The 22,501-nt window shown below is 64.9% G+C and carries 17 protein-coding genes and 1 pseudogene; 9 read left to right on the forward strand and 9 right to left on the reverse strand.

The window, feature by feature from the left end; all coding sequences use genetic code 11:
• Window positions 1-32: 32 nt before the first annotated feature.
• Entirely contained in the window at window positions 33-1,352 is a 1,320-nt protein-coding gene (locus MJ8_RS05760) for an O-antigen ligase family protein (RefSeq protein WP_201413488.1), read from the reverse strand.
• Window positions 1,321-2,319: a glycosyltransferase family 2 protein gene (locus MJ8_RS05765; protein ID WP_201413489.1), complete on the reverse strand. Its 999-nt coding sequence runs from the start codon at window positions 2,317-2,319 to the stop codon at window positions 1,321-1,323. The genes MJ8_RS05760 and MJ8_RS05765 overlap by 32 nt, the downstream gene beginning before the upstream one ends.
• Before the next feature lie 168 nt (window positions 2,320-2,487).
• On the opposite strand from MJ8_RS05765, the gene MJ8_RS05770 reads away from it, so the two are divergent.
• From MJ8_RS05770 to MJ8_RS05780, 3 genes are read left to right on the forward strand one after another with little or no spacing between them, the layout of a single operon-like run.
• Window positions 2,488-3,660 carry a glycosyltransferase gene (locus MJ8_RS05770; RefSeq protein WP_201413490.1) on the forward strand — a complete coding sequence of 391 codons (1,173 nt, stop codon included), beginning with the start codon at window positions 2,488-2,490 and terminating at the stop codon, window positions 3,658-3,660.
• Window positions 3,657-4,451, forward strand: coding sequence for a WecB/TagA/CpsF family glycosyltransferase (locus MJ8_RS05775; protein WP_201413491.1), 795 nt, complete (start codon window positions 3,657-3,659; stop codon window positions 4,449-4,451). Before MJ8_RS05770 ends, MJ8_RS05775 begins: the two co-directional genes overlap by 4 nt.
• Window positions 4,448-5,371 carry a DUF6492 family protein gene (locus MJ8_RS05780; protein WP_201413492.1) on the forward strand — a complete coding sequence of 308 codons (924 nt, stop codon included), beginning with the start codon at window positions 4,448-4,450 and terminating at the stop codon, window positions 5,369-5,371. The genes MJ8_RS05775 and MJ8_RS05780 overlap by 4 nt, the downstream gene beginning before the upstream one ends.
• Window positions 5,372-5,403: 32 nt before the next feature.
• On the opposite strand, the gene MJ8_RS05785 is transcribed toward MJ8_RS05780, so the two are convergent.
• On the reverse strand, window positions 5,404-6,699 hold the full coding sequence (locus MJ8_RS05785) for a lipopolysaccharide biosynthesis protein (RefSeq protein WP_201413493.1): 1,296 nt from the start codon (window positions 6,697-6,699) through the stop codon (window positions 5,404-5,406).
• Window positions 6,700-6,887: 188 nt separating this feature from the next.
• On the opposite strand from MJ8_RS05785, the gene MJ8_RS05790 reads away from it, so the two are divergent.
• From MJ8_RS05790 to MJ8_RS05805, 4 genes are all read left to right on the forward strand, one after another.
• Window positions 6,888-9,413, forward strand: a complete 2,526-nt coding sequence (locus MJ8_RS05790) for a GumC family protein (protein WP_201413494.1) — start codon at window positions 6,888-6,890, stop codon at window positions 9,411-9,413.
• A 212-nt stretch (window positions 9,414-9,625) separates the two neighbouring features.
• Entirely contained in the window at window positions 9,626-10,525 is a 900-nt protein-coding gene (gene folD, locus MJ8_RS05795; protein ID WP_201413495.1) for a bifunctional methylenetetrahydrofolate dehydrogenase/methenyltetrahydrofolate cyclohydrolase FolD, read from the forward strand.
• A gap of 18 nt (window positions 10,526-10,543) precedes the next feature.
• Complete coding sequence (locus MJ8_RS05800) at window positions 10,544-11,542, forward strand: GlxA family transcriptional regulator (protein WP_201413496.1); 999 nt, start codon at window positions 10,544-10,546, stop codon at window positions 11,540-11,542.
• Window positions 11,543-11,637: 95 nt separating this feature from the next.
• Complete coding sequence (locus MJ8_RS05805; protein ID WP_201413497.1) at window positions 11,638-13,302, forward strand: vWA domain-containing protein; 1,665 nt, start codon at window positions 11,638-11,640, stop codon at window positions 13,300-13,302.
• Window positions 13,303-13,373: 71 nt separating this feature from the next.
• Here MJ8_RS05805 and edd read toward each other — a convergent pair whose 3' ends face one another.
• The 3 genes from edd to zwf form a co-directional block, all read right to left on the reverse strand.
• Window positions 13,374-15,197 (reverse strand): phosphogluconate dehydratase, encoded by a 1,824-nt coding sequence (gene edd, locus MJ8_RS05810; protein ID WP_201413498.1) that lies wholly within the window; start codon window positions 15,195-15,197, stop codon window positions 13,374-13,376.
• A 62-nt stretch (window positions 15,198-15,259) separates the two neighbouring features.
• Window positions 15,260-15,976, reverse strand: a complete 717-nt coding sequence (gene pgl, locus MJ8_RS05815) for a 6-phosphogluconolactonase (protein ID WP_201413499.1) — start codon at window positions 15,974-15,976, stop codon at window positions 15,260-15,262.
• Window positions 15,958-17,427 (reverse strand): glucose-6-phosphate dehydrogenase, encoded by a 1,470-nt coding sequence (gene zwf / locus MJ8_RS05820; protein WP_201413500.1) that lies wholly within the window; start codon window positions 17,425-17,427, stop codon window positions 15,958-15,960. Before zwf ends, pgl begins: the two co-directional genes overlap by 19 nt.
• Before the next feature lie 289 nt (window positions 17,428-17,716).
• On the opposite strand from zwf, the gene MJ8_RS05825 reads away from it, so the two are divergent.
• Window positions 17,717-18,463: an SDR family oxidoreductase gene (locus tag MJ8_RS05825; RefSeq protein WP_201415321.1), complete on the forward strand. Its 747-nt coding sequence runs from the start codon at window positions 17,717-17,719 to the stop codon at window positions 18,461-18,463.
• Between the two features lie 77 nt (window positions 18,464-18,540).
• Window positions 18,541-19,887 carry a Mur ligase family protein gene (locus MJ8_RS05830; protein ID WP_225248146.1) on the forward strand — a complete coding sequence of 449 codons (1,347 nt, stop codon included), beginning with the start codon at window positions 18,541-18,543 and terminating at the stop codon, window positions 19,885-19,887.
• Here MJ8_RS05830 and MJ8_RS05835 read toward each other — a convergent pair.
• From MJ8_RS05835 to MJ8_RS05845, 3 genes and pseudogenes are all read right to left on the reverse strand, one after another.
• Window positions 19,871-20,764, reverse strand: a complete 894-nt coding sequence (locus MJ8_RS05835) for an SH3 domain-containing protein (RefSeq protein ID WP_201413501.1) — start codon at window positions 20,762-20,764, stop codon at window positions 19,871-19,873. The two genes, MJ8_RS05830 and MJ8_RS05835, sit on opposite strands and share 17 nt — an antisense overlap.
• Window positions 20,765-21,021: 257 nt before the next feature.
• Window positions 21,022-22,308, reverse strand: coding sequence for an NAD(P)/FAD-dependent oxidoreductase (locus tag MJ8_RS05840; RefSeq protein ID WP_201413502.1), 1,287 nt, complete (start codon window positions 22,306-22,308; stop codon window positions 21,022-21,024).
• 1 nt (window position 22,309) lies between these two features.
• Window positions 22,310-22,495, reverse strand: a pseudogene (locus MJ8_RS05845) (four helix bundle protein); the annotation flags it as partial.
• Between the last annotated feature and the right edge of the window lie 6 nt (window positions 22,496-22,501).

The raw sequence follows: 22,501 nt of genomic DNA on the forward strand, positions 1-22,501 counted from the left end.
GTCCAGTTCGGTTGAGACTTATCGTCCAGCGATCAGCCAGGGCGGCGCACCAGCATGGGCCGCAGCGAGACTTGTCTCAAGCCCAGCACGCCCAGCACGAAGAACAGCCAGACGGGATCGCCGCGGTGGAAGAAGAAGCTTTCCAGGAAAGCGTTCAGCGCCGTGAACAGCACCACCATCATGAAGAAATCGCCGAGGAAGATGTTTTCCTTGCGTGCCGGGATGCGCATGTAGTCGCGCAAGGGGGCGACCAGGAAGGTGTATATTGCGACGCAGAGCGCCGGGATGCCCATAAGCACCGCGATGTCGAGATAGCCGTCATGGCCGTGCACGATGGTGCGGATGTCCCAGGGCCGGTCGAAGGGCTGGTCCTGGTTGAGCAAAAGCGGCGTCCCCCAGAAGCTTTCATAGCCGTAGCCGGTCCACGGTTTCTTCGCCAGCATGTCGCCCGCGAACTCCCAAAGCGTCGTGCGTCCCGTATAGGTGAGGTCGGGGAAATAGATCGCCGCCAGATGCTTCACCGGCGCGATGAAGACGATGCCGAGCGTGCCGATGGCGGTCGCGACGATCGCCAGCGCGAACAGGATCGGCGTGCCCAGCCGCATGCCGATGAGGCTGGGCAGCACGACGATCATGATCGAGAACGGCACCAGCCCGGCGGTCGTCTTGGAGCCGGTGTGGAGCATGAAGATCATTGCCGCGCAGAAGATGCCGGCGCCCCACCAGCGCTGGCTGCGCCGGAACAGATAGAGCCCGGCGAAACTGAAGCAGGCCATCACCGGCCCGGCGATGTTCTTGTGGGTGAAGACGCCGCGCCACAGACCGGCATGCTCCGGCTCCTGCGAGTCCGCGGTGTGCAGCGCCTCATGCGGGAAGACGACTAGGCCGACATAGCAAAGGCCGATCACCACGACGGCGGTGAAGATGATCACGCGCGCGAAGGCCTCGGCGTCGCGCGGCAGCACCAGGATCGTCGCCATGGTGATGATGCCGATCATGGTGAAGGAGGCCGCGCGCATCGCCGCGGGCGGATCGGTGGCGAGCACCACCGACAGGAAGAAGAAGCCCAGCATCAGCGCCCAGGATGGGCTCACCAGCGAGCGCACCACGCGCGGGTCGGCGAAGGCGAGCAGCGAGAAGATGGAGATCGCGCCAAGCGAGCCGAAGCCGAGCTGGTTGACGATGTCGCCGCCGTCGCCGGTCAGTTCAGCGCCCGCCGGCTGGAAGGGCCGGAACGAGACCATGATGACGGTGAACAAAAGCGCGGCGATAGCCGTCGCCACACCTTCCCTGGTGAAGGCGGCGCCGAGCGGCGCGCGCTCAATTCTTCTCAGGCTGTCGGTACTGCTCATTGGCATATCCGAATTCGGCGAGCACCCGGCCGAGCGCGACATAGACCGGATAGAGGCCGCTCGTCAGCGAGCCGGTGCGCGCCAGCCGGACGGCGCCGCGCAACGGCGAAGCGGCGAGCAGCGCCAAGCTTTTGATGAAAACCTTGAGGCCGGCAAACGGCGTACCGGCCCGCTTCTTCTTTTCGACAAGCGTCGAGATCACGCCGTTGCGCAGGGATCGGGCGCGGATCCAGTCGGCCTCGACGCGCCGGGCCGGCACGGTCTCGTTGACCCTTGCCTCGGCGCACCAGCCGAGCACGAAGCCTTTCTGCGCGGAACGGCTGAGGAAGTCGGAATCGCCGCCGCCCATGAAATTGAACCGAAGGTCGAGGAAGGGCGGTCCCATCGCCTTGAGCACGTTCCGACCTACCAGCAGGTTGCCGGACGAATAGAGCGCCGGCACGCGGCCCGTTTGACGGTAGGGCGGGGCAAAGACCGGGTGGTCGGCCCATCGGGCATGCGAGGCATCGGCAAAGACGGGTACCTGCGGGCCGCCGATAATGTCGGCGTGAAGGGTCTCGGCGGCCTTGCACATACGCTCCAGCCAGTCGGGCTCGGCGATCTCGTCGTCATCGATGACCAGCAGGTGGCGAAAATTGGGAAACTGCAGGATCGCCGTCTGCCAGCCGGCATTGTAGGCGCTGCAATTGCCGCGCTCATGCGCGATGATGACAAGGCCAGGCATCTCGCCGCTTTCGAAGAGCGGCAGCACCGCCTTGGCGCCCTCGCGCGCCTCGGCCTCGTTCTCCATGACGATGACGGCGAAGCGCCGGCCGGTCCGCTGCGCCTTGAGCGAAGCCAGGGTTTCCAGCACCTGCTTGGGCCGCTTGAAGGTCGGCAGCGTCACGACCGCCTCGACGGCCTCGGCGGCAAGCCCCGGCGACCGTCCCGCGATCGATACAGAAGCGTCGGACGGCAAAGGGATCATCCGTTTCCAGCAGCGTTGGTTCGAGCTTCGATAGCATCGCGGTGATAACGTTTCGTTAATCACCTTCTCGCCCGCCTGTCGGAAAAGGCGGGTCTTCGGCGTTTGACAGTGCCATTTAATCAAGACTTCACCGCGTTTTGCTACCGGCTGCAGCCAAGGATAGGTGAGATGCATCTGCTGTTCGCCACATCGGTCGTGCCTGATGGCGCGCTCGCCTCGGGCTACGAGATCGCTAACGCCGCGATCATCGACGCGCTGCGGCGCGCCGGCGTTCGCGTGACGGTGATCGGCTTCATCTGGCCGGGCAAGGCTCCCTCCGATCCGCAAAACACCATCGTGCTCGACGCCATCGAGGTCCGCACCGAAAGCGCTTCGGCTTTGCGGAAACTTACCTGGCTGGGCAAGGCGGTTCTCTCCGGCCTTACCTTTTCGTCCGCCAAACTGCGTGTCGTTTCCGACGCCGAGGTTCGCGCCGCGATCGATCGCGCCGGTCCCTTCGACGGCTATGTCCTGAATTCGGTGCAGTTCGCCGGCGCCTTCGAGAAGGTCCTCGCCGATCATCCATTCGTCTTCGTCGCGCACAATGTCGAGCACCGCTCGGCCGAGGAGAACGCGGCCGCGGCCGGCAGCGCGCTGCAGCGGTGGATGTTCCGCCGCGAGGCCAGACTCCTCAAGGTCATGGAAGAGCGTCTCTGCAGCGCCGCGCGCTTTGTCTTCACGCTGGCCGAGGAAGATCGCGCGGCACTCGGCGTCGCCTCCGACACACGCTCGGCGGTGCTGCCGCTGGTGACCCGCGCGCAGGCGCCGGCAAGCAAGGCCAAGCGCCATATCGATTGCGACGCCTCGCTGATCGGCACCTGGACCTGGCAGCCCAACCGCATCGGCCTCGACTGGTTCCTGACCAAGGTCGTGCCGCATCTGAAGCCGGATTTCCGCATCAGGATCGCCGGCAACATGCCTTCCGGCGTCAGCTCGCCGCATCCCGGCGTTTCCTTCGTCGGCAGGGTTCCGGATGCGCAGGCCTTCGTGCGCGGCGCCGCCGTAATTCCCTTGATCAGCATCGCCGGCAGCGGGGTGCAGTTGAAGACCATCGAGACCTTCGAGCTCGGCCTCCCGTCCGTCGCCACCAGCCGCTCGCTGCGCGGCATCGGCTATCGTCCGGACAATTGCGTGGTGACCGACGATCCGATCGCTTTCGCCGCCGCCCTCCAGGCGGCCGCCGCCAATGTCCGCGATGTCGATGGCAGCGCCTTCCACCGCCGCCAGCTCAAGGCGCTCGACGCGGCGATCGGGCTTGGCCTGGAGAAGCTCGGCGCCGTCAGGCAGGAGGTCGCCGCATGAACATGCACACCGCGCGCGCCGCCTTCGGCTTCGACACGCTCAAGACCATTCTGGGCATTCCGGTGTTGGCCATTCGCTGGGACGAGGCCATCGCTCTGCTCACCCGGCTGATCGACGAGCGCCGCTTCACCAAGGTGAGCTTCCTCAACGCCCATAATGCCAACCTTGCCTGCACCGACCCGGTGTTCGCCGAGGCCCTGGAAAACTTCCTGATCCTCCCCGATGGCATCGGCGTCGACATGGCGGCAAAGCTGCTTTACGGCGCGCCTTTCCCGAGCAATCTCAACGGCACGGACTTCATTCCGGCCTTCCTGCAGGCCTCGTCGCATCCGCTGACGGTGGCGCTGCTCGGCACGACGCGCGCCAATGCCGAAGCGGCATGCGCGAAGCTGTCGACGCTCGCCATGCAGCACAATTTCGTCGTCATCCATGACGGCTTCTTCTCCGCTGCCGAGGAGCCGGCGATCCTCGAGCGCATCGCCAGCCTGCGGCCGGATGTGCTGCTTGTCGCCATGGGCGTGCCGCGCCAGGAATTGTGGATCGAGCGCCACATCGACAGCCGCCATTGCACGCTGCCGGTGGCCGTCGGAGCGTTGCTCGATTTCATGAGCGGCTCGGTGCCGCGCGCGCCGCTGTGGCTGCGCCGCCTGCGGCTCGAATGGCTGTTCCGCCTCTGGATCGAGCCCGGCCGCTTGTGGCGCCGCTACATCGTCGGCAATCCGCTCTTCCTGTGGCGCGTCGTCAGGCAGAAGCTGTCGCTCGGGCCGCGGCCGGCGGAGGCGCGCCGGTGAACAGCCGTTTCGTCCCGGACACCTCCACCGCAATCGAACCGCTGCCGCGCGCTCCCCTGGCCGCGATCGTCACCGCGAGCTACGCGCCCGATTTCGAGCGCTGCCGGCTGTTGTGCGAAACCATCGACCGCCACGTCACCGGCATGGCGCATCACTACATCCTGACCGAACATCGCGACGTCGCGCTGTTTCGCCAGCTCGAAGGCAGCCGCCGCAGCGTCGTCGACGAGCGGGACCTGTTGCCGCGCTGGCTGCGCGTCATTGACGATCCGCTGAGCGGCTTCCGTCGCCGTGTCTGGCTGAGCCTCAAAACACAGCCGCTGCGCGGCTGGCATGTGCAGCAGCTGCGCCGGATCGCCATCGCCGGCCATGCGAAGGAAGACGTGCTGGTCTTCTGCGATTCCGACGTCGCCTTCCTGAAGCCGTTCGACGCGAACGCCTTCTGGCGCGAGGGCAAGGTGCGGCTGTTCCGGCGCGACGGCGTGCTGCCGAACGATGGCCATGACGAGCATCGCATCTGGTCGCGCAATGCCGGTGCCGCACTCGGCATCGATCCCGCCAATCCATCGAGCCACGACTACATCTCGACGCTGATCGCCTGGCGCCGCGAGACCGTCAACGCGATGTGCGAGCGCATCGAGAAGGTGCATGGCCGCGACTGGGTCGGCGTCGTCGGCTCGGCGCGCCAGTTCTCCGAATGCATGATCTATGGCCGCTATGTCGACGACGTGCTTGAAGGCGCCGGCCATTTCCACGGGACGGAGGAGTTCTGCCGCGTCCACTGGAACGGCGAGCCGCTCTCGGATGACCAATTCCGCAGCTTCGTCGACACCATGGCGCCCGAACAGGTGGCGATCGGCATGCAATCCTTCATCGGCACCGATATCGGCCGCATCCGCCGCCTGATCGGGCTTGAGTAAGCCGGCCGACATTCAGCTGGCCTCACCTCAATCTAGATGGCTTTCGCTGGCCGGCGCATCGCCGAATAAGTCAGCAGCATCGAGGCGAGATAGAGCAGCAGGAAGACGATGTTGAGCGACAGCACCAGATTGGCCGTGTCGGGGATCGTCGTCAGCACATAGGTGAGCAGGACCGCCTTCAATCCGGCGAGCAGGCCGAGATTGATCGCCCTGACAGCCGTCTGGCCGCGCGCGAACAGAAGCTCGGCCTGGTATTCGACGAGATTGCGCAGCCCAGGCACGCAGACCGCGAGCGCCACCAGAGGTGCGGCCTCCGCGACATTCTTGCCGAGCGCGTTCGGGAAGAAGTGCAGGATTATGCCGAGCGCCAGCAGCGCTAGCGTCGAGACCAGGAACACACCGCCTTCGATGCCGCTCTTCACCGCCAGCCGCGACAGCAGCTCCGGCGCCCGCATCATGCGCTGCACCAGCATCATCGAGAAGGTCCGGATCGGGATCGCGGTGAGATCGACCAGCCGCATGATGATGGCGTAGATGCCGGCGAGATGCGGTCCGCCGATCGACAGCACCAGCAGCTTGTCGAACTCCATCTGCAGGTAGAACAACACCTCGGACCCAGCGACATAGACGGAATCGGCGAGCCGCCGGAAATAGAGCTCGCTGCGCAGCCTCAGCCGCTGGCGCGGATAGAAGAAGACGAAGGCGATGACGAGCGAAGCGGCATTGGCGCCGATATAGAACAGCGACCAGACGCCGATGCTGTGTTGCGCGGCAAGCATGAACACGATCGCGCCGGCTGCCCTGAGCGCCGTCGCCAGGATGGCGAGCACCGCCGCCCGCCCGAATTTGCCCAGCCCGTTGTTGACGATCAGCGCCACTTCGACCGGCCGCCACAACAGCGCCTCGGCGAAGACGACGGCGGCGAAAGCCGACAAGGGCATCGTGCCGGCGAAGAAGACCAGGTAGACGATATAGGATGCGGCGGCGAGAAGCGGCAGCGACAAGAGGCCGAGAAGCAGGAAACCGGCCGTGAAGGTGCCTATCAGGTTGGGGCGGATCGTGGCGGTCCGGTAGAGCGCGGAGATGAAGCCAAAGGCCAGGATGCGCGACAGCATGATGCCGGCGGCCGAGGCGGTCGCGAACATGCCGAACTCGGCGATCGAAAGCGTGTTGGCCAAGGCGATGAAATAGGCGAGTGAAAACACCAGCCGGCCGCCGGCGCCGCTGATGGCCGAGAGATAGTCGAATACCAGTTTCCGGCGGGTGGCCACGAAGTGGCCGATCCGCGCGAAGCTCCGCCTTTGCGGCATGTCGCTGGCCTGGGTCATGTTCGGGGCGATAGATAGGTTGGAAAGTTTAACGCCGCGTTCTGGCGGTGCCGAAATGCCGCGGGCAAGGCGAGAAACCGTGCGGGCCTGGGCGCAAAATTAACCGTTTGTTTCCTATGCCCGTTTAGCGTGGCTTAACGATTGGCCGATCGCCGCGCCCAAGCCGCCAGAGAGTAAGTTCCAGGACAATGGTCGACAGGGATAACCGTGATGACTGGAGGCGCGAGCGCTCGCTGCTGGCGCTCGGCCAAGCCATGCGTGGCGACGACAACACCGTTTCGATCGGCGACCGGGCCAATTCATCGTGGCGCGAGGACGCTGCCGCGCGCCATCGCGCCGCGCGTTCCGAACGCGAAGCGAAGTTGAACCGGCGGCCTGCCGATGCCGGCGAATTTGATCGGGATCAGGTGCAAGCGGTATCGGAGCCGGTGGACATCGAAGATGACTGGCACGGAAGAACACGGTCCGATTCGTCCGTGCCGCTCCATGAAACTCCGTCGGACAGCCAGCAGCCACAAGCCGCCCCCGAACCGCGCCGGACGAGCCGATCCCCGGCCGGCGGCGATTCCGAGGAATGGAAACCGCTGATCGACCCGATGCAGGTCGTGCGCGGCATCACGCGATCCAAGGCGCTGATCCTGTCGACGACCATCCTGGGCGCGGCCCTCGGTGTCGCCATCGCCTTGTCGACGCCGAAGAAGTATGAGGCCACCACCGACGTCATCGTCGACCCTCGCGACCTCAAGCTCACCGACCGCGACCTGACGCAGAACGTGGTCGCCTCGGATGCGACGCTGGCCATCGTCGAGAACCAGGTCCGCATCCTGACTTCGGGCACCGTCCTCAACAAGGTCGTCACCGATCTCAACCTCACCAACGACCCTGAATTCAATGGCCAGGGCAGTGGCGGCTTCGGCCTGATGTCGACGCTCCGCTCGATTCTGTCCCGGCAGGATGCGGGCGCGGCGGACGAAGCGCGCAAGCGCGCGCTTGCGGTCGGCAACCTGTATGAAAGCCTCGACGTCGAGCGTGGCGGCAAGACCTTCGTGGTCTCGGTCAGCGCCACCACGCAAAACGCCGAGAAATCCGCCCTGATCGCCAACACCATGGTCAAGGCGTTCAAGCAGATTTCCAGTGAGATCCAGTCGAGCACGGCGGGCCGCGCCAATGACGAGCTCACCGCCAGGCTCGACGAATTGCGCAAGGGCGTCGAGACGGCCGAGCGCGCCGTCGAGGATTTCAGGGCGACGCACGACCTCGTCGACGCGCAGGGCCACCTGATAAGCGACGACCAGATGCTGAAGCTCAACGAGCAGCTTTCGGTCGCCCGCGCCCGCACGCTGGAGCTCAATGCCCGCGCCGCCTCGGCCCGCTCGCTCAACGTCAATTCGGTGCTCAGCGGCACGTTGCCGGAAGAGATCAATTCCAACATGATGAGCGAGCTGCGCTCGCAATATGCGGCGCTGAAGCAGGAAGCCGACCGCGCCGAGGTCAAGCTCGGGCCGCGCCATCCGGAGATCGAAGCGCTCAACGCCCAGCTTGCCGGGGCGCGCGAGCGCATCAGCGCCGAGCTGCAGCGCATCGCGTCTTCGCTGCAGGTTGACCTGAAGCGCTCCGTCCAGCTCGAGCAGGACCTTTCCTCGCGCCTGGCGCAGGCCAAGGTGCAGAGCGGCGACGTCAACAACAATCTGGTCTCGCTGCGCGAGCTGGAGCGCGAGGCGGCCGCCAAGCGCTCCGTCTACGAGCAATTCCTGCTGCGCGCCAAGGAAACCGGCGAGCAGAAGGACATCAACACCGCCAATATCAGCGTCATCTCGGAGGCCTATGCGCCGCTGCAGGCCAAGGGGCCGTCACGCGCGGTGATGGCCTTGGCGGGCCTGTTCGCCGGCCTGTTCGCCGGCATCGGCCTCGGCGGGCTGCGCGGCGTCTATGCGAGCCTGCGCGAGACAGCCGATAACCGCGCGCGGCGCAGGGCCGACGAGCGTGGCCCCAGGGTGGAAAACAATTCCGACAGGGCCGCTCCGCCGCCGGCACCGCCGCCACCGATCGTGACACCGCCGGCCCCACCTGCCGCTCCGCCTCCGGCCCGGTCATTCAACCCGCCGCCCCCGGCCGCGCCCGTCGCGCCGCCCCCGGCCGCGCCCGTCGCGCCGCCCCCGGCTCCGTCATCCGCGCCGACGCCGGCCGCATCCTACACACCGCCGCCTGCTTCACCCCCGGCGCCGCCTTTGATGACGGCTGCGGCGCAGCCTGCCCCTGAACCCAAAGCACCACCGCCGCCGGTACCGGCCAATGACGCCGGCCGTCCGGGGCTTTTCGGATCGCTGGCCTCGGCGGTTCGCTATTTCGTGCGCCGCGAGCCGACTGAAACGGTGGATCTGGACACTGTGCCGCCCGAAAGCGTCTGGCGTGCGCCTACGCTGGAGGAGCGCTATCCTGGAGCTCAACCATCAGCGCGGGAGAATGTCCGGCCGCCATACGAGCAGGGCTATTCCTATTCGTATCGGCCGGACCATGGCCGGAGCGATCCGTATGAGGATCATCATGTGGCATCGCCCGCCTCCTATGATCCGCAGTCGCCGGCCGGTGGCGAGGGTAACCGTCCGGCCGCCGACCAGCAGGGTGAGATCGACGAGATCCGCGCCAGCCTGCGCGAATTCCGCGAGGCGGTGCGCGAGCTGACCGAAAGCCGCGCGCGCCGCCGCTATTTCTAAGCGCCCATATTTCTAAACGGCTCGCGCTCCGATAAAAGCGGCCGGTTTCGGGTTTACGGCATCCGACGACGTTTTGACGGGATTGCCTTGTCGAATTTTCGTGAAAATGCCGCGCTGCATTTCGGCCGCAAGCATCTCGCCTTGGTGGATCGACAATGCCGATCGAGGAATGAGGCCATTCATCGGCCTCGTAGCGAAGCTGAGGGTTGGTGATGGCCGAAGTGATTGATGGAAAGAGTGTCGCCGGGGACGTGGTTTCGAAGGTCAAGGCTCTGACCGCGGAGCTGTCGGCCAAGGGAGCCACCAAGCCCGGCCTTGCCGTGGTGATTGTCGGCGAGGACCCGGCAAGCCAGGTCTACGTCGCCTCGAAATCGCGCACCGCCAAGGAATGCGGCTTCCATTCGCTCCAGCATACGCTGCCGGCCGACACCACCGAGGAACAATTGCTGAAGATCATCGGCGATCTCAACGCCGACAGGTCGATCCACGGCATCCTCGTGCAATTGCCGCTTCCCGGTCATATCGACGCCGGCAAGGTCATCCAGACGATCGCGCCGGAGAAGGACGTCGACGGTTTCCACTTCATCAATGTCGGCAAGCTCGGCACCGGCGAGCTCGAGACGGCCTTCGTTCCCTGCACGCCGGCGGGCTCGATGCTTCTGATCGAGCGCGTGCGCGGCAAGGACCTGTCCGGCCTCAACGCCGTCGTCGTCGGCCGCTCCAACATTGTCGGCAAGCCGATGGCCAATCTGCTGCTTGCCGCCAACTGCACGGTGACCATCGCGCATAGCCGCACCAGGGACCTGCCGGCGCTGGCACGCACCGCCGATATTCTGGTCGCCGCCGTCGGCCGCCCGGAAATGGTCAAGGGCGATTGGGTCAAGCCGGGCGCCACCGTGATCGACGTCGGGATCAACCGCATCCCGGCGCCGGAGAAGGGGGAGGGCAAATCGCGCCTCGTCGGCGATGTCGCTTATGCCGAGACGGCCAAGGTTGCCGGCGCCATCACGCCGGTGCCCGGCGGCGTCGGGCCGATGACCATTGCCATGCTGATGGCGAACACTGTAGCTTCCGCCTACCTCGCGGCCGGGCTGAAGCGGCCGTCCTTCTGATTTGAGAAAGCCCTGGCATTGCCGAACCTGACTGCTTCCGTCGAACGGCCGATCACGAACGATCCCGTTCAGGGCGGCCGTCAGTTCGGCTTCCTGCTGGTCGACAAGTTTTCGATGTTCTCGCTTGCCGCGGCCATCGACTGCTTCCGCTCGGCGAACCGCCTGCTTGGCCGCGACTTCTATGGCTGGACGACGATTTCGGCCGATGGCGACGCGGTCATGGCGTCGAACGGCTTGCCGCTGAAGATCGACTACTCGGTTGCCGACATGCCGCCGGTCGACATCCTGTTCGTCTCGGTCGGCCTTACCACGGAGTTCCCCGGCAAGAGCAAGGTGCTGGCGGCCCTGCGCAGCTGGGGCCGCCGCGGCAACGCGCTCGGCGCGCTTTCGGTCGGCTCCTATCTTTTGGCCGAGGCGGGACAGCTCGACGGCTATCGTTGCACCATCCATTGGGAGAACCGCGCCGGCTTCATGGAGCGCTTCCCCGACATCAACTGCACCGGCAACGTCTTCGAGATAGACCGCAAGCGTTACACCTGCGCCGGCGGCACCACCTCGATCGACCTGATGCTGGAGATCGTGCGCGGCGATTTCGGCTCCAACCTTGCCAACGGCGTCGCCAACCAGTTCCAGCACGAGCGCATCCGCTCGGCCGGCGACCGCCAGCGCGTCGGACCGGAGCGCGACCTCACCGGCAAGTCGGAGAAGCTCAGGCGCATCGTCGAATTGATGGCCGACCATCTCGACGAGCCGCTGTCGGCGGTGCAGCTCGCCAAGTCGGCGGGCCTGTCGGTGCGCCAGGTCGAGCGCCTTTTCCTGCGCCACCTCAGCGTGACGCCCGGCCGCTACTATATGCGGCTGAGGCTCGAACGCGCGCGCGAGTTGCTGCGCCAGACCAACATGCCGATCCTCGACGTGGCGATCGCCACCGGCTTCACCTCGCATTCCTATTTCGCGCAGAGCTACCGGCTGCAGTTCGGCCGCCCGCCATCGGAAGAGCGGCGCACCACTTATTAGAGCGCTCCGCCTTTCACCCTCGGCCGGGCTTGTTTCCAAGACCCGCCTCAAATAGCTTCCGCAGCGCGGACGAGGGTTGCTCTCAGGAGATTTTCATGGCGGGACTGATACGGAGCGCCGCTGCGGCGGTCCTCCTTTTGTCGATGACCAGTTTCGGCTTTGCCGCCAACAAGGTCATCGTTATCCTCGATGCGTCGGGCTCCATGTGGGCGCAGATCGACGGCAAGCCGAAGCTGGAGATCGCGCGTGAATCGCTGCGCACGGTGCTGCAGTCGGTTCCGGCCGACGACGAGATCGGCTTCATGGCCTACGGCCATCGCACAAAGGGCAGCTGCGACGACATCGAGCTGATCGTGCCGCCGCAGGCCGGCTCCGCCAGCGCCATTTCGGCGGCGGCCGACAGCATGAAATTCCTGGGCAAGACGCCGCTCACGGCAGCCGTCAAGCAGGCCGCCGAGGCGCTCAAATATACCGAGGACAAGGCAACGGTGGTGCTGATCACCGACGGGCTGGAGACTTGCGGCGGCGATCCCTGCGCGCTCGGCAAGGAGTTGAAGGAAAGCGGCGTCGATTTCAGAGCCGATGTCGTCGGCTTCGGCCTGACCGCCGACGAGGGCAAGCAGATCGCCTGTCTCGCCGAGAACACCGGCGGCAAATACATCCAGGCCTCCGACGAGAAGGCGCTGCAGGAAGCTCTGGTCGAGACCGTCGCGGCTCCGACTCCTCAGCCTGTTCCCGAACCGGCTCCGGCACCCGCGCCGGCGCCCGAGACCGCCAAGCCTGAATTTAACTTCATGCCGAGCGTGGTCATGGCCGAGGGAGGCCCCGAGATATCCGACAACAGCAATGCCTGGGAAATTTACAAGGCCAATGCTGACGGCTCGCGCGGCGACCAGGTCATGACCGAGTATGGCGAGCTTAAAACCAATCTGGAACCGGGCGACTATATCGTCGTCGGCCGCGACGACGAGGCAAGAAGCGAGCAGAAGATCAGAATAGAGGCTGGTCAGGTTTACAAGCCGCTGTTCACGCTCAACGCCGGTACGCTGGTTATCCATCCGCATGCGAGCCAGGGATCGGAGATCAGCGGCGAGGCGCGCGTCGACTTCGCCTATCCGGGCGGCAGCACCACCCATTACGGTGACTCCAAGGTCACGGTGCCTGCCGGCGAGCAGAAGGTGACGGTGCAGATCGGCGCCGGCACGGTAACCGAGACCATCCAGCTTGCTGCCGGACAGACGGTCGAGAAGGACGTCGTTGTCGGCGTCGGCCACGCCGTCCTCAACGCCTTCTACGCGGCAGGCGGCGACAAGGCCGATAATTCCGGCGTTAGCTTCGAAATCGTCAAGGCTAAGAAGAAGATCGACGGTTCACGCGAGAGCGTCGAGCACGCCTATGGTCCCGACAGCAAGTTGTGGCTGCCGCCGGACGACTATGTCGCGCTCACGACCCTCGATCTTGCCATTGCCGAGCAGCCCTTCAGCATCAAGGCCGGCGACAACCAGGACATCAAGGTCACACTCGACGCCGGCGTGCTCGCGATGTCGGCGCCTGGCGCCTACTCGATCGAGGTATTCTCGTCGAAGAAGGACATCGAGGGCAAGCGCAAGTCACTGGGCCTGAGCTATGGCGATAGCTGGCAGCAGACGATACCGGCCGGCGACTATGTGGTCGTGCGGCACGCGTCCGACCAGGGCCAGGACAGGGAAATGCCGGTGACGATCAAGGCCGGCGAGCGGAGCGAGATCACCGTTCAGTAGAGGCTACTGCCAGGCGGTCGAAAAGGGGCGGCATCGGGCCGCCCCTTTTTTGAGAGCTGTTGAAGAATATGTCAGGCGTTTCCGAACGCCGCCGCCCCGTGATCGGCGCGTCCGACCAGTTGCCGGAAGCCGGCGAACAGCTCGCGGCCGAAGCCGAACTCGTTGCCGATGAGGTCGGCGTCCGCCGTGCGGCGCAGCGCGAATTCGGTTCCCGGCACCAGCACCTCCAGCGTGCCGGCATCGGCGTCGAGCCGGATGACGTCGCCGTCATGGATCCTGGCGATCGGTCCGTCCTCGACCGCTTCCGGCGTCACATGGATCGCTGCCGGCACCTTGCCGGAAGCGCCCGACATGCGCCCGTCGGTCACCAGCGCCACGCGCTGGCCGCGGTCCTGCAGGATGCCGAGCACTGTGGTCAGCTTGTGCAGTTCCGGCATGCCGTTGGCCTTCGGGCCCTGGAAGCGGATGACGGCGACGAAGTCGCCGGTGAGTTGGCCGGCCTTGAAGGCATCGTTCAGCGCCTGCTGGCTATCGAACACCTTGGCCGGCGCCTCGATGACGCGGCGCTCCGGTTTTACGGCGGATGTCTTGATGACGGCATGGCCGAGATTGCCGCCAAGCACCTTCAGGCCGCCGGTCGGCTGGAACGCCTTCTTCACCGGCGCCAGCACCTTCTCGTCGCAGCTCACGAGCGGCGCCGCCTCGCGCACCACGCTGCCGTCGTCGCCAAGCCGCGCCTCGACCGCGTAAGGCCGCAGCCCTTCGCCCCACACCGTCTGCACATCCTCGTGCAGCAGGCCCTCGTCGAGCAGCTCGCGGATCAGGAAGCCGAGGCCGCCGGCGGCATGGAAATGGTTTACGTCGGCAAGCCCGTTCGGATAGACGCGGGCGAGCAGCGGCACGGCTTCCGACAGGTCGGAAATGTCCTGCCAGGTGAGCGCGATGCCGGCGGCGGCGGCCATGGCGATCAGGTGGATCGTGTGGTTGGTCGAGCCGCCGGTGGCATGCAGGCCGACGACGCCGTTGACGATCGAACGCTCGTCGATCATGCGCCCGACCGGCGTATAGGCATTGCCGAGCGCGGTGATCGCCAGCGCCCGCTTTGCCGCTTCCCTGGTCAGCGCGTCGCGCAGCGGCGTGCCCGGATTGACGAAGGAGGCGCCGGGCGTGTGCAGGCCCATGATCTCCATCAGCATCTGATTGGAATTGGCGGTGCCGTAGAAGGTGCAGGTGCCAGGCCCGTGATAGGACTTGGACTCCGCTTCCAGCAGCTCGGCGCGGCCCACCTTGCCTTCGGCATAGAGCTGCCGGACCTTGGCCTTCTCGTCGTTCGCGAGCCCTGTCGTCATCGGTCCGGCGGGGATGAAGACGGCCGGCAGATGCCCGAAGGTGAGCGCGGCGATCACCAGTCCGGGCACGATCTTGTCGCACACGCCGAGGAAGACGGCCGCGTCGAACATGTTGTGCGACAGGCCGATCGCCGCCGCCATCGCGATCACGTCGCGCGAGAACAGCGACAGCTCCATGCCGGGCTGGCCTTGCGTGACCCCGTCGCACATCGCCGGCACGCCGCCCGCCACCTGGGCGATGCCGCCCGCTTCCCGCGCGGCTTCCTTGATCAGCGCCGGGAACGTCTCGAAGGGCTGATGCGCCGACAGCATATCGTTGTAGGAGGTGATGATGCCGAGATTCGGCACGCGATCGCCGCCGAGCGCGATCTTTTCCGATGGGCTGCAAACGGCAAAACCATGGGCGAGATTGCCGCAACCCAGCACCGCGCGATTGGCGGTGCGGCTGGAGGCCGCCGCGATGCGGCCGAGATAGGCTTCGCGGCCGGCTTTCGAACGGTGGCGGATGCGTTCCGTGATGGCTTCGATATCGCGTCTGGCTGTCATGGTCCGTCCTTTCCGAGCCCGGCAACGTCCTCCCTCTGCCGCCGGGCAGTCCTCATCTGAAATCAGGGTGCCCAGAACACCTCTATCGGTCGCGGCGCCGCCTCGAGCACTCTGCGGATGGGCTTCTTCGCGCCGGGACCTGTCGCGCCGTTGAACGCGGCGCGCTTGTCCTCGCCTTCGATATGGAGCGCGATGAAGCCGGCGGCGACGATGCGCGCCATCGACAGCGTGAGCCGTGGCTCGCCGCCGCTTGCCGCATGCACCGGCAGCACGATCCGCTGCGAGGCCGGATCGAGCAATTCCTCGAGATTGCCGGCATCCGGGAAGAACGACGCCGTATGGCCATCACCGCCCATGCCGAGGATCACCACGTCGAGCGGCCAAAGAAGCGACTTGAGCGCTTCGCTGTCCGCCGCCGCGGCGTCCTCGATGCTTGCCGCCTCATGGTAGAGCGGCACGAAGCGCGCCGCCGCGGCCTTGTTCTGGAGCAGGTTCGCCGCCACCAGCCCGGCATTCGAGCGCGGCGAGGACGGCGGCACGAAGCGCTCGTCGACCAGCGTCACGGTAACCTTGTCCCAGGCGATCGGCGTGGTCGACAGCACCGCGAACAATTTCGCCGGCGTGGTGCCGCCGGATACTGCGAGCAGCGCAGCGCCGCGTTCCGCGATGGCGCTGGTCAATCGGTCCGCGATCTCGCCGGCAAGCGCCGTCGCCAGGTCCTGGCGGTCGGCAAAGCCGTTCCAGCCGTAGCGGACTTCGCTCAATTGCTCTCGTGCCATGTCCGTCCGTCGCGTTCGATAAGAGCGATCGAGGCCGACGGCCCCCAGGTTCCGGCCGTATAGCCCTGCGCCTCCTGCCTGGCGCTTTCCCAGGCGTTCTGGATCGGGTCGATCCATTTCCACGCCGCCTCGACTTCGTCGCGGCGCATGAACAGTGTCTGGTTGCCGCGCACCACATCCATGATCAGCCGCTCATAGGCGTCAGGCGCGCGCCCGTCGAAAGACTGCGCGAAGCTCATGTCGAGTGAGATCTGGCGCAGCCGCATGCCACCCGGCCCCGGATCCTTGATCATGATGAACTGCTTGACGCCTTCGTCAGGCTGCAGCCGGATCACCAGCTGGTTGGCGAAGATCGGTCCGGCGCCCTCGTCGAAGATCGAAAAGGGGATCGGCTTGAACTCGATGACGATCTCCGAAACCCGGCTCGCCAGCCTTTTGCCGGTCCGGAGATAGAACGGAACGCCGGCCCAGCGCCAGTTGCCGATCTCGGCCCTGATGGCGACGAAGGTTTCGGTGGCGCTGTCCTTGCCGAGTTCCTCGACATAGCCCTTGACGGGGCCGCCCGCCGAAGCGCCGGCGCGATACTGGCCGCGCACTGTGTGCTTGGGCGCTTCGTTGCCGTTGATGCGCTTCAATGCCCTGAGCACCTTCAGCTTCTCGTCGCGCACGGCGTCGGCGTCCATCGACGATGGCGTTTCCATGGCGACGAGGCAAAGCAGCTGCAGCATATGGTTCTGCACCATGTCGCGCAGCGCGCCGGCCTTGTCGTAGTAGGTGACGCGGTCTTCGAGGCCGACGGTCTCGGCGACCGTGATCTGCACGTGGTCGATATGGGCGGAGTTCCACAGCGGCTCGTAGAGCGCGTTGGCAAAGCGCAGCGCCATCAGGTTCTGCACGGTTTCCTTGCCGAGATAATGGTCGATGCGGAAGATCTGGCCTTCGTGGAAATCGTCGCCCACCGCGTCGTTCAGCGCGCGCGCCGAGGTCAGGTCGCGGCCGATCGGCTTCTCCAGCACGATGCGCGAGTTCGGCGTGATCAGCTTGTTCTGCTTGAGCTGGTGCGAGATATCGCCGAACAGCGCCGGCGCCACCGCGAGATAGAAGGCACGGATGCGGTCGCTATCGCCGATCGCCTTCTTCAGCTTCTCGAAGCCTGCGCCGCTGGTGGCGTCGGCCGGGACATAGGAAAGCCTGGCGAGGAAGGTTTCCAGTTCCTTCTGGTCGATATCGGCCGGCTTGACGTGGGACGAAATTGCCTGCCTGGCGAAGGCCTGAAACTCGGCGTCGGTCATCTTGGCGCGCGAGGTGCCGATGATGCGCGTCGGTTCGGAGAACTGATGGTCGCGCTGGCGATAATAGAGCGAGGGCAGGAGCTTGCGCTCCGACAGGTCGCCGGTGCCACCGAAAATGATGAAGTCGAAGGGATCGACAGGGATGATCTGGCTGGTCATGGTCAGTCCGATTTGATGCCGGATACCGGCAGCGTGGTTGGTATATTCTAATCGATTTAAATTTTCCAGTGCCATGGTGTCACAGGCAGGACCAATCGCTTGCTGTTGCATCGGTCCACCTGTTCCCCGACACTTGCGCCGCCGATAGGCCTGTCGGTAAAGCCATGGCTTCCGGCAACCGTCGCGGCCGCACCATAGAACGCGAATGTGACGAAAGCTAAGGGAGAATATCGCTGCGGGGCGGCGGCCGGAAATCAAGAACGGCGGAAATCCAATGAGCGGGAAAACCATGCGTCTGGAAAACAAGGTCGCCATAATCACCGGTGCTGCGTCGGGCTTCGGGGAGGGCATGGCCAGGCGTTTCGCCGAAGAGGGCGCGCGCGTTGTCGTCGCCGACCTCAACGCCAAGGGCGCCGAGCGGGTGGCCGAGGAGATCGGTCCCAACGCGATCTGGACCCAGACCGATGTGTCCCTGCGCTCCGAGTTCGACGCGATGATCTATGCCGCCAAAAGCGCCTTCGGCCGCATCGACATCATGGTCAACAATGCGGGCTTCACCCACCGCAACGGCGATATGCTCGCCGTCGACGAGGAAACCTTCGACCTGATCACAGCGGTCAACATGAAGGCGATCTACCACGCCGCGCTCGCCGTCGTGCCGATCATGGACCGGCAGGGTGGCGGCGTCATCCTGACTACGGCCTCGACGGCGGGGCTTCGGCCGAGGCCCGGCCTGACCTGGTACAACGCCTCCAAGGGCTGGGCGATCACCGCCACCAAGTCGATGGCGGTCGAACTGGCGCCGAGGAACATCCGCGTGAACTGCCTCTGTCCGGTCGCTGGCGAAACCGGCATGCTGGAGAAGTTCATGGGCGCCGACACGCCTGAGATCCGCGAAAAGTTCCGCGCCTCGATCCCGCTCGGCCGGCTCTCGACGCCCCTCGACATCGCCAACGCGGCGCTGTGGCTTGCCTCGGATGAAGCCGCCTTCATCACCGGCGTGGCGCTGGAGGTCGACGGCGGCCGCTGTATTTAAGTGATGGAATGTGGAGCTCGTGTTTGACTCGATGATCCGGCGAAAGGCATAACGGTTGTCCGGCTTGGGGCGCGGCCATGAAATTCGGACTGCGAAAAATTCGCGAAGAACTCGGGCACCGTCTCAAGATTTATCGAGCAAAGCGCGCGCGGACGCGAAGCAAGGCCATCTTTATCGGCGTAACCGGCAGCTCAGGAAAATCGACTGCGGCGAGCCTGCTTGGGCACATCCTGGCCGGCCAAGCGCGGGTTTACACGCGAGTCTTGGCCAACACGATAAAGTCGCTGGTCAGCACGCTTTACAAACGCATGAACGAGAGCGGCGAGGTCGACTACGTCGTCTTCGAGGCGGGCGCCTTCGGCGTCGATACGATCAGGCCCATGGCGCAGATGCTCAAGCCGCACGTGGCTGTTGTCACCATGGTGCGGCTTGAGCATTTCTCCAGTTTCAAAACGCTGGAGAACGTCGCTCGCGAAAAGCGCGCTCTTGTCGAGGCGTTGGAGCCCGGCGGCCTTGCGGTGCTCAATGCCGACGATCCCAATGTGCTGGCCATGGCGTCGGGCGCTGCGCATCGCTTCGTCACGTTCGGCGAGTTGGAAACGTCCGACTATCGCGTCACCGATATCAGCGCCGCGTATCCGCGAACGCTTGGCTTGACGCTCCACTGGAGGGGCGGAGCGCTGAAGCTCAAGACCCCGTTTCCAGGCGAGCATTTCTGGCTGCCAACCGCCGCCGCGGCCGCCACCGCACTGGAACTTGGCGTACCTGCGCAAATAGTGGAGCAGAGGATCGCCACATTCGAGCCGTTGGCGAATCGCTGCAACGTTTTGGCCGTGGACGGAGGACCACACTTCATCGTCGACACCGCCAAAGCCCCGTGGCATTCGCTGTCGCTAGCCTTCGACATGGTGGCAAAATCAAGGGCCGGGCGAAAGCGAATCGTGCTCGGCCAGCTATCGGACTTTGCCGGCTCGAACGCGAAATATGCGCGCGCCTACCAAAGCGCGCGCAACATTGCCGACCAAGTGATCTATGTCGGGGAACATGCGCATCGCTCGAAGGCTGGCCAAGCCGATCGCGACAGCGGCCGGTTCGTCGAACTGCGCACGCCTAAAGAGGTTTCAGATCACCTCAGGCGCACGGCGGTTCCCGGCGAACTCGTCCTTCTCAAGAGTTCTTCCAGCCTTCATATGGAGCGTTTGGCGCTCGCCTGGACACACGACGTCAAATGCTGGGTCCCCGCTTGCGGAAAAAAGGAAGGTTGCCAGACTGCGGCCTTTTCGAAGTGCCCTTCGAAGAGCATCGGGAGTTCGTCAAGAAGCGCAGAGACGATCGTCGGCGCCAGCGCCTGCGTGGGCTCTTGGGCGGCTGACGGCATCGCGGCTCCGCACCGCAGTCAAGACGGCCTCAGGCGCCGGTCTTGACGTAGCTTTTGTAGACCCAGCCGTGCTTGCCGTTATAGACGATCTCGCACCATTGCTTGCAATTCATCACTTGCACCGATGCCTTGGCCGGCACCGTGGTGATTGCGGCTGCGCCTTTCTTCGGGCTGGAGCGCATGGTCACGGCTCGCAAAATCCGCCCGTTTGCGGCCGCGCTGGCTTTTTGAGCTTTCGGCCTGGCTTGCGCCGAGTCGTCGGCCCCTGCCGGTTGCGGATCGGGAAGCTGCGGCTTGGCTTCGGGGATGGCGGCGGTTTGGGCGCCATCCATCTTGTCGCCGGGCTTCTTCGCCGCGGTCGACGTCTCGCTCGCAGCGCCCGCGACCTGCGACAGCGCATTCGAGGCGTCGTTCTCGGCATCGGCCTCGGCAAAGGCCGTATCGGCCGATTGCGTGGGGTTGGTGTCGGCGGTCTGCTTGGACGGAGCCGGCCGGTCCTCGGTCGACGAAGGCGGCATCTTAGCATCGGAAGCCGTCCAGCGGGGGCTGTTCGGCGCCAGCGCCGGAATGCTGGCTTCGCGAGCCGCCGTCGTGGGCGTGACCGCATCCGCCTTGCGCGCGGCTTGTGGCGCTGCCGCAGCCACGGTGACCGCTGCTTTAGCCGGAGCGATTTTCGTGGTTTTCACCGGGATTGTCGGAACGGTTTGCGCCGCGTTTGCCGCGGCCACTTGCCGGTCACTGCCCGGAAAACACAGCCACAGTGCCACCGCGGCCACGCCGAGCAGCGCGGCAGTGCCGATCGCCGCAATAACCAGATGCGCGTTCGACTGCACCCTCTGCCAGAAGGATGGCCGTACGCTATAGCCGAACTGCATTGTAAAGCGCTGCCGTTCCGGCACGCCGAAACTGAAGGGCCCGTTCACTCAAACCACCTCCAACAAGCGGGCCGACGTTCTTTCGATCATTGCCGCGACGATTGGCTTCGATCGGCATCGGTCCCGAAATCATTGCGGACAAGGTCCGCGAAATCCCCGGATTTTCGCCCATAATTGCATCTTTCACTGCTGATTATGGCATGAGTGAGCCAAATTGCGAAATTCTGCCGTCCGTTAAGGCTTCCACAACCTGCCGCGCGGCAGCCGCCGGCGTCGATTCGGCGGTTTCGGCTCGGCAGCTAGCTTCAAATCCTGTCGCGCAACGCGAACCAGTTGAGGGCGAGAAACAGGAGCGGCGCACGAAATCGCCGGCCACCCGGGAAGGCGGGGATTTTCAAATCCTCGATCAGTTTCAGCCGGTCGCGATTGCCGGCAACGGTCTCGGCATAGAGCTTGCCGAAGAAGTTCGACAGCATGACGCCGTGCCCGGAATAGCCGCCTATCGAGATCACCTTCGGCATCACCTCGCGCACGAACGGCTTTCTCGGCATCGTGATGCCGACATAGCCGCCCCAGCCATGCGTGATCTCGACATCCTTCAATGCCGGATATAGCTCGGCGATCTGCTTGCGTATGTGGATATGAATGTCCTTCGGATCGTTGACCGCATAGACCTCGCGGCCGCCGAACAACAGGCGGCCGTCTTTCGACTTGCGGAAATAGCGCACCACGAAGCGGGAATCGTCGACCGACTCGCCGCCGGGCAAAACTTTCGAATCTGAGCCCAGTGGCACGGTCGCGCCGATGAAGGAGCCGATCGGCATGATATGCGCCGCGCTCACCGGCTCCAGATTGCCGCCATAGGCGTTGACCGCGACCAGGCACTTGTCGGCGGAGAGCGTGCCCCTGGGCGTCGTGACCGTCACCTTGCCGCCGTTGGAAACGATGCCGGTGGACGGTGTCTGTTCGAACAGATGCGCGCCGGCCGCCGCAGCCGCTTTCGCTGTGCCGATCACCAGCTTCAGCGGATGGATGTGTCCGGTGCCGGTGTCGCGCGTGCCACCGAAATAGCGTGTCGAGCCCAGCCGCTCGGCCGTTTCCGCCGCGTCCATGAAGCTGACATGCGGATAATCGAAGCGGCTCGCCATGATCTCGGCATGGCGCTTGTAGTCGTCGACATAGCGCCGCTTGTGCGCCACCGACAATTGGCCCGGCATATAGTCGATGTCGATCGCGTTGGCGGCGGCGAAGTCGAGCAGATGCGACTTGGCTTCTTCCGCCATGTCGAACAGCGCCCTGGCGCGGGAGAGGCCGTACTCGGCTTCCAAATCTTCCGCCCAGGCGCGCTGCCCGGTGCCGAGCTGGCCGCCATTGCGCCCCGACGCGCCGTCGCCGAAACGATAGGCCTCGATCAGCACGACATTTGCGCCGGCCTTTGCGAGATGCGTGGCTGCCGACAAGCCAGTGAAGCCGCCGCCTACAATGACGACGTCGCATTGGCGGTCACCATCCAGCGAAGGGTATTCGGGCCGAGGCCCGGCCGTATCTTCGTACCACGAGCGGCCGGGAGAGATGGGGGATTGGTAGGGCATGGTCCTTCAGCGATCCTTGAGCGATGCGGAGAAATTGCTGATAGGAACCTCGAATCTCTCTGCCGTAGCCCTCGGCTATATTTGACGGGACCGAAGTCGCGGAGCGGCGCACTTGGCTGGTCAGTCCATAAAGCTCCTCCTTGGGCCAGGATTTTGTCGCGCTGTAAACCGACACAGCTAGATCCATCGCCTG

The sequence above is a fragment of the Mesorhizobium sp. J8 genome, assembly GCF_016591715.1.
GTDB lineage: Bacteria > Pseudomonadota > Alphaproteobacteria > Rhizobiales > Rhizobiaceae > Mesorhizobium.